Source organism: Streptomyces sp. B1866 (assembly GCF_031932565.1).
GTDB lineage: Bacteria > Actinomycetota > Actinomycetes > Streptomycetales > Streptomycetaceae > Streptomyces.
Window position 1 is genome coordinate 1 of sequence record NZ_JAVSCF010000316.1, and the last position, 6,571, is coordinate 6,571.

Below are 6,571 nucleotides of genomic sequence, written 5' to 3' on the forward strand. Positions count from 1 at the left end.
CCCGCCAAGCGTCGGCACGACCGAGGCGGGTGCGGCCGGACCCGTCACGGCCGCCCCGGCCGTGGCCGGACCGAGTACGGCCGACGCGGGCCCGTCCGCCGTGAAGGCCGCGGCCACCGGGGTCGTCGCGGACGGCGCACCGGCCGCGGGCGACGGGCCCGCCGCGGTCGGCGCGGCCCGCGGCGTCGTCCCGACCGACGTGGTCGTCACGGCCGCCGCGGCGGTCACCGCCGCGATCCGCACCTCGCGCCCGTCCTCGCACCGCCGCAGCACCAGCTCCACGCCGCCGACACCGCCCCCGAGACCGCCCCCGGGGCCGTCCCCGTCGCAGGCCTCGGACACGTGCCCGGCCAGCCGGAGCGCGCCGTCCGCCCGCCACGCCATCTCCGTCAGCCGGTGGCGCACCGAGGGCTCAGGCGGGTGGTCCGGTCCGGCCGCGCCCCCGCGCGTCATGGCGCCACCGCCCGGCGCACGCGGGCGGCCGCGCCGCGCCACCGGTTCCGCCAGGCGCCGCCCCCGCCCCGGCTCGGCGGTACGCCGGTCCCGTACGCGACGGCCCCGTACCGCGGACGTGTCGAGGCGACCGGCGTGCGCACCCGCCCTGCGCCCCGCGCCGAGCCCCCCAGGACACCGCCCAGAAAGCCGCCCAGCACGCCGGACGGCACGCCGCCCGGCACACCCGCCGGAGCCCGGCCGCCGAACACGCGGCCGGAAACGACGGCCCGCGCGGGCGGCTCGTACGGGGTGCCGGGCGGCGCCGCGGGCCGGGTGTACGGCGCGTTCCAGCCGGGTGGGAAGGGCGTGCCGCCCGGCGTGAGCAGGTTGGTCGTCTCGTCGCAGGCGAGGATCGCGATCAGCCAGCGCCGTACGGACCGGTGGAAGCCCGGCGTCAGCGGGCCGGGGGCCAGCAGCCAGTCCCGGCACTGGCCGCCCACCAGCGCGCGGTAGCTGGTCTCGTCGTGGCACCGCCAGGGGTGCTCCGGGGCGATGAGGTGCAGGCCGTAGCCGAGGGCCGTCAGCGGTGCGAGGGCCGCGCGCAGGGCGGCGTGGTCGGCGCCCGGCAGCAGCTCGCACACGATCCACGGCCGGTGGCGGCGCACGGTCCGCAGCGCCCCGGCCAGCACGGCGGCCTCGGAGGTCTCCACGTCGATCTTGATCAGGTGCGGCGCGGCGGACCGCTCCGCGGTGAAGGCGTCCACCGTGGTGACGGGAACGGTGAGCGACCTGTCCCGTCCCCGGTGCGCCGGGTTGAGGGAGTTGGAGGACTCCGTGGTGTGGGACAGGTACAGCTCGGCGGTTCCGGGCGCGGCGGCGACCGCGGCCTGGACCACCTCGAAGTCCAGGCCGTTGTGCGCGGCGACCTCACGCGCGAGGCGGGCGGTGCCGGGCGTCGGCTCGAAGGCGTACGTGCGCGGCCCCGCCCGCAGCCCGCTCCCCGGCCCGTAGACGGCGCTGACCAGCGCCGCGTACAGGCCGATGTGCGCGCCCACGTCGTACACCGCGCCGCCCGGGGGCGCCTGTCCGGCGAGGGCGAGGAGCGTGGCCTGGGTGAGCGGTTCGTATCCGGCGAGGCCCGCGCGGCGCAGCTGCCGCTGCACGGCGGTCTGCTTGCGGCTGAGCACGTTGAGCGCGCGCGGATACGGGCCGTGGGCGGCCAGGGCGTCGGGGTTCAGCGGGAGGGTGATGGCGAGGGGCATGGCCGGCGCGCCTCCTGTCGTGCGATGGCCCGCTCCAGCGGGCCGGGGACGGGGAAGTAGGCGTCGAGGAAGGGGCGGAGCAGGGTGAGCTGGTCCGCGAGGTCCCGCTCGCAGGACACCGTGTCGTTGAGGCAGAACGCCTGGCAGCGGCGGGTGCGCAGCAGCCGCGACAGGCGCGCGGCGACGTTCGGCTGGGACAGGTCGAAGTAGGCGTAGGCCAGCCGCCCGGGCACCGCGCGGCCGGTGAGGAACGCGTAGTGGTGGTGCAGCGCGGACGGCACCGAGATGTCGGACGCGCTGCGCAGCCTGCTGGCCATGGTGGCGCGGTACGGGCCGGGGAACTCGCGCTCGATCTCGGCGAGCACGCTCCGGCGCAGGGCGTGCGGCGTGTGCTTCATCTTCTGGGTGACCGTGACGCCGAACCTGCGGCCGAGCAGCAGCCGGTTGTTGCGCCCCGCCGCGGACACCGGGACGTCCGCGCCGGGGTCGGCCGGGCCGAGCGGCACCAGCGCCCGGGACGGGAAGAACTTGGTGACGCCGCTGGCGAGAAAGAAGTCCTGCGGCGTCACCGGCGAGCCGAGGAACACGTCGTCGTTGAAGTACAGGAAGTGCTCGGCCAGGCCGTCGATGTGGTGCAGCCGGGTCTCGATGGCGTGCGAGTTGAACGTCGGCAGCACGCGCGGGTCGTCGAAGATGTCGCGGTGGTCCACCACCGTGACGCCCGGGTGGGACGCGGCCAGCCAGGGCGGCACCTGCCGGTCCGTCACCAGGAAGACGTGGCGCACCCAGGGCGCGTACATGTGCAGGGAGCGCAGGGAGTAGCGCAGTTCGTCGCGGTTGGCGTAGCGGGCCGCGTTGGCCGCGTGCTCGTGGTAGGCCCGGCCGCAGCTGGCGGCGCGGCGGCGGCACCAGTCCGGGTCGGCGCCGTCGACCCAGGTGTAGACGGCGTCGACGGGGAAGCGGACCTCGTCCGGCAGCCGGAGGGTGAACTCCGGGCGGGTGCGCACCAGCGGCCACGGCGGCCCGTACGAGGACGAGGGCGGGAGCGGCGGGGCCGCGGGGCCGGTGCGGCCCGGACCGCCCGTAGGGCCGTCCAGCGGCGGCGGGCCCGCACGGCCGCCGGTCCGGCCCGTGCCGACGGCGCGGGCCGCACGGCCGTCCTGGGGCACCGCGCGGCCGTCCTGGGACGGCGGCAGTCCCCCGGCCGGGACCCCGGCCGGAACGCCTCCGGCGGGGCCGCGCCCGGCCGGGCCGGACCGTACGGGACGGGCCGGACCGGGCCCCGCGGCCCCCGGTCCGGCGGGGCCGCCCCAGGCCGGGGCGAGCCGGGTGAACAGGTGGCCCGGCACGTACACCGCGAAGCCGTCGCAGGGCACCGAACCGGTCGTACGGTTGAAGCGCGGCGCGAAGAGCCGGTCCTGGGCGCCGCCCGCCCCGCGCGTCCAGAACTCGATGTCGCACCCGTGCGACGGGCCCAGCACCAGCTCGGCTCCCGGGCTGGCGTGGAACCGGGTGAACCGGACGACCGGCGCCCCGGCCAGCCGCCGCCACGCGCGTGCGGTGCCCAGGCGCGGCACGGCCCCGGGCGACGACCGGCGCCCGGGCCGGGAGACGTACCCGGCCTCCCGCGCGCACAGGGCGGTGAGCGCGGCGGCCACCCTGGGCCGGTCGTCGGCGCGCACGCCGACGGCGGAGGAGACGTTGCCGTAGCCGCGCACGACGAAGTGCTCCACGCCCGCCCGCTCCAGGGCCTCACACACCAGCCGCAGGTTCTCGCCACGCGCGTGCAGCGGGGTCAGGCCGGGCGTGACGGCCGCGACGCGCGCGCCGTGCCGGGTGAGGACCACGATCCGGTCGGCGCCCGCCGGCAGCCCGGCCCCGCGCAGCGCGCGGCAGGCCACGCCCAGCCGCAGCGCGCCCACGTGCCCCGACAGCCGTCCGAGGCCGCGCACGGCGGCGCGCCGCAGTCCGGCCCCGGTGAGGGCGACGACCGCGCGGCGCACCGGCAGGGGCACGGCGCGCCGGTAGCGGAGCACCAGGGGCGACTCGGCGGGCCAGGACGGGACGGGCCGGGAGCGCCGGGAGGCGGGCGGAGCGGTGAGGGTCATGGTGGCGTCCTCGGGTGGGGCCGACCGTCGCCCGGGGGCGGGCGGCGGCCTTCGGGTCGGTCGCGCGGGACGGTCGGCGGTAAGTCGCGGGGGCGGTCAGTCGCGGGGGGCGGTCAGTCGCGGGGGGGCGGTCAGTCGCGGGGGCGGTCAGTCGCGGGGGGCGGTCAGTCGCGGGGGGGCGGTCAGTCGCGGGGGCGGTCAGTCGCGGGGGGGCGGGCAGCGCCGCCACCGCGTCGGGCTGCCGGGCGGCCGGGGCGGGACGGCGGGCGGCGAGCGGCACGACGGGCGGCAGTTGGGCGTCGGGCTCGCCGAGGAAGACCCGCCGCACCACCCGCTCGGCGGCCAGTCCGTCGTCGTACGGGCAGAAGCGGGCCCGGAAGGCGGCGCGCAGCGCGGCCGAGCGCTCGTCCCGCCAGGCGCCGCTGGTGAAGATCTCGACCAGTTCCGCCTCGGTGCGGGACACCGGTCCGGGCGGTGCGGCGGTGATGTCGAGGTACGTGCCGCGCACGGCCCGGTAGGCGTCCCAGTCGTCGGCGTGGACGACGATCGGGCGGTCGAGGTTGGCGTAGTCGCACATGATGGACGAGTAGTCGGTCAGCAGCGCGTCGGCCGCCAGGCACAGCTCCTCCACGCGCGGGTGCCCGGAGACGTCCAGCACACCGTCCTGGGCAGGCGACGCACCGTCCTGGGCAGCCGACGGGCCCGCGCCGCGGCGCCATCCGGGGGTCTGGTCGTCGACGTCGAAGTAGTGCGCCCGGTACAGCACCGTGAAGCCTGGCCCGAGCGCGCGGGCGAGGCGGCCGAGGTCGAGCCGGGGTCCCGCGGCGCGCCGGTAGTCGCGGTGGGTGGGCGCGTACAGGATGGCGACGGTGTCGTCCGGCACTCGGAGGCGCGCGCGCAGCCGCCGCACGTCGGCGGCGGTGGCGCGGTGGTAGACGTCGTTGCGCGGGCAGCCGAGTTCGAGGGTGGTGTAGCCGGACGGGTAGACGCGCTCCCACACGAGGGTGGAGTGGCGGTTGGCCGACAGGCTGTAGTCCCAGCGGTCCACTCGCTCCAGCAGGGTGCGGAAGTCCATGCCGCGGGCGGCGGCGGGCCGGTCCTGGAGGTCCAGGCCCATGAGCTTCAGCGGCGTGCCGTGATGGGTCTGGAGGTGGATCTGCCCGGGCCGCTTGCGCAGCCGCCGGGTGAAGTTGACGTTGTTGACGAGGTACGTGGCACGCGCGAGCGCGGTCCAGTAGGCGGGCGTGCCGGGGTGCAGCCGGGTCGTGCCGGGCGGCAGCGTGTGCGCGTACCGGGGCGTGGTGATCCAGGCGGTGCGCAGGTGCGGGGCCAGCTCGCGGACCTTCGCCTCGACGGCGGCGGGGCTACACGCGTAGCCGCCGTGCCAGTAGGCGGCGAAGACGGCCAGACCGGGGTCGAGGGGCCGCAGGCGCTGGAGCCGGTAGTGGACGCGCAGCACGGCCGCGCGCAGCCTCCGGTAGGCCCGGCGGGCCAGCGCCAGGGCCCAGCGCCGCAGCCGCTCGGCGGCGCGCGCGCACTGGAAGGCGCGGCGCGCCTTCCACCGCAGCAGCAGGCCGCGCCACCGGGCGCGGCCGGGCGGGGTGCGGGCGGCGGCCGGCCGGTGGCGCCGGTGGTGCGCCCCGGCGCGCCGGAAGAACTCGGCGCGGGCGCCGGGCGGCAGCCGTCCCGGGGCGTTGAAAACGACGACGAGGTGGTCGAGCATGCGCTGGAAGAGCGCGGGCCGCCAGCGCGCCAGCTCCGGCCTGCCGGCCAGGAAGGCGAACACCCGGTCGTACTGGTCGAAGACGTCCAGGTGGCGGCGGCTGGTGGTGTGCAGGATGCCGCCGTGCCGCCGCTGCCGGTAGTGCACGCACACCCGGTCCAGGACGGCGATCGAGCCGGCGGACAGCAGCACCGGGTAGGTCCAGGGGACGTCCTCGTAGTAGCCGGGCGGGAAGGTGACGCCCGCGCGGGCGAGGAAGTCGCGGCGGTAGGCCTTGTTCCACACCACCGTCAGCAGGCGCAGCAGCCCGGGCCGGTCGGCGAGGCGGAAGACGTCGGGCCCGGTCTGGGCGAGCAGGTGGCCGCGTACGTTCCGGACGGCCGTCCCGGTCCAGTACACGCGCGCGTAGTCGTAGACGAGCACGTCCGGGTCGGCGGTGTGCTCCAGGCGGTCGGCGATGGCGCGCAGGGCGCCGGGGGTGAGCGTGTCGTCGCCGTCGAGGAAGAGCACGTAGTCGCCGGTGGCGTGCTTCAGGCCGGCGTTGCGCGCGCGGCCGAGGCCGACGTTCTCGGTGAGGTGGACGGGCCGTACGCGCGCGTCCTCGGCCGCCGCCTCGTCGATGAGCGCCCCGCAGGCGTCGGGCGAGTGGTCGTCGACCGCGATCAGTTCGAGGTCGGTGAAGTCCTGGCCGAGCACCGAGCGCAGGCAGTCGTGCAGGTAGGGCTGGACCTGGTACGCGGGGACGATGACGCTGAACCGGGGCAAGGGTCATCCCATCGGTCGACGCGGCAGGGGCTTGCGGGCCACGCATGACAATGCGGTACGGATTGGTGTGCTCAACCCATGATGTGAAAATCCGCGGAATAGCCCGGTAGGCGGGGCGGAGCGCCCCGCAAGATGCCCCGTTCGGCCCACCGCAGGCGGCCCGGAACTCCGGTCGGCCGCTTGGCCGGGACCCGCCGCCCGCGGCCCGTGCGTGCGGCCCGTGTCCGCGGCCCGCGCGGGCGGCCCCGCCGCGGCTCCGGGAGCCGCCAGGCCACGGC

The 6,571-nt window shown here is 77.5% G+C and carries 2 protein-coding genes and 2 pseudogenes; all 4 read right to left on the minus strand.

The genetic code is table 11. The features are described from left to right. Positions 1-453, minus strand: a pseudogene (locus RKE29_RS26845) (hypothetical protein); the annotation flags it as partial. Then, a complete protein-coding gene (locus tag RKE29_RS26850; protein WP_312008254.1) occupies positions 450-1,697 on the minus strand; it encodes an FkbM family methyltransferase in 1,248 nt (415 codons plus the stop codon). The gene RKE29_RS26850 and the pseudogene RKE29_RS26845, both read right to left, overlap by 4 nt. Beyond that, positions 1,670-3,619: a stealth family protein gene (locus RKE29_RS26855; protein ID WP_312008255.1), complete on the minus strand. Its 1,950-nt coding sequence runs from the start codon at positions 3,617-3,619 to the stop codon at positions 1,670-1,672. The genes RKE29_RS26850 and RKE29_RS26855 overlap by 28 nt, the downstream gene beginning before the upstream one ends. A gap of 427 nt (positions 3,620-4,046) precedes the next feature. Then, positions 4,047-6,293: pseudogene (locus RKE29_RS26860) on the minus strand (CDP-glycerol glycerophosphotransferase family protein); the annotation flags it as partial. Positions 6,294-6,571 lie beyond the last annotated feature (278 nt).

Excerpts from the sequence above, each read along its gene's own strand:
- RKE29_RS26850 (WP_312008254.1), bottom strand. The coding sequence starts at position 1,697 with ATGCCCCTCGCCATCACCCTCCCGCTGAACCCCGACGCCCTGGCCGCC.